The organism is Streptomyces sparsus (genome assembly GCF_054776295.1).
The window spans coordinates 1-1246 of sequence record NZ_BAAHCA010001199.1; the positions used below are offsets into that span (position 1 = coordinate 1).

Below are 1246 nucleotides of genomic sequence, written 5' to 3' on the forward strand. Positions count from 1 at the left end.
AGCGCCTCGACACCCTCGTGGCGGGCCCGCAGGTCGGCGGCGAGGGTGTTGGCGAGGGTGAGCAGCCGGCCGCCGCTGCGCCGGTTCTCGCTGAGCGAGAAGCGGCGGGCCGGGCTGTCGTCGGCGTGCCGGAAGTGTCGGGGGAAGTCGTCCAGGTTGGCGACGGACGCGCCGCGCCAGCCGTAGATCGCCTGGCAGGGGTCGCCGACCGCCGTGACGGGGTGCCCGGTGCGGTCGCCGAAGAGGCCGGCGAGCAGGATGCGCTGGGCGACGGACGTGTCCTGGTACTCGTCGAGCAGGACGACGGCGAACTCCTCGCGCAGCACGCGCCCCACCTCGGGCACCTCCCGCGCGAGCCGGGCGGCGAGCGCGATCTGGTCACCGAAGTCGAGCAGGTCCAGTCGGCGCTTGCGGTCGCGGTACTCCTCGACCAGTCCGAGCAGTTCCAGCCGGCCCCGGGCCGCTTCGGGCACCTTGCGCAGGGCGGCGTTGGTGAGGCGGACGCCGCCGCTCTCCAGCAGGTCCAGTAGTTCGGTGTCGAAGGCCCGCAGCCGGGCGGGCGGCACGAGGTGCTCGGACAGTTCCCCGTCCAGGGCGAGCAGGTCCTCCACGAGCGCGCTGACGGACGTGGTGAGGCCCCGGTAGGGTCCGGGCGCGGAGCGCAGCACGGAGGCGGCGAGCTGGAACCGGGTGGCGTCGGCCAGCAGGCGGGACGTGGGTTCCACGCCGAGCCGCAGCCCGTGGTCCTTCAGCAGCCGGCCGGCGAAGGCGTGGTACGTGGAGATGACGGGCTCACCCGGCTCCTCCTCCTGTCCGGGCAGCGGATCGGTGTCCAGCACCCCGGCCCGGACGAGGGCCTTTCGGACCCGCTCGGCGAGTTCCCCGGCGGCCTTGTTGGTGAAGGTGAGCCCCAGCACCCGGTCGGGTGGCACCTGCCCGGTGCCGACCAGCCAGACGACGCGGGCGGCCATCACCGTGGTCTTGCCCGAACCGGCGCCGGCCACGATCACCTGGGGGGCGGGCGGTGCGGTGATGCAGGCCAGCTGTTCCGGGGTGAACGGGATGCCGAGCACTTCCTTGAGCTGCTCGGGATCGCTGAGCCGTGGTGCCATCCGAGAGACGTTAGCGGCTGCCGCGGACAGCTCCGGCGGCCGGCCGCTGCCGCTGCCGGGAAGCGGCTGGTCAGCCCTCGGCCGGGTGACCGACACCACCCCCGGCGCGCCCGTCACCGTGCGCCGTGCACGCC

Annotated in this window: 1 protein-coding gene; it reads right to left on the reverse strand. The window is 74.2% G+C overall.

Annotation, left to right across the window (positions count from 1 at the left end; all coding sequences use genetic code 11):
• The coding region (locus ACYVE9_RS27385; RefSeq protein ID WP_461030581.1) for an ATP-dependent helicase at positions 1 to 1112 on the reverse strand (1112 nt) is incomplete at its 3' end.
• Positions 1113 to 1246 lie beyond the last annotated feature (134 nt).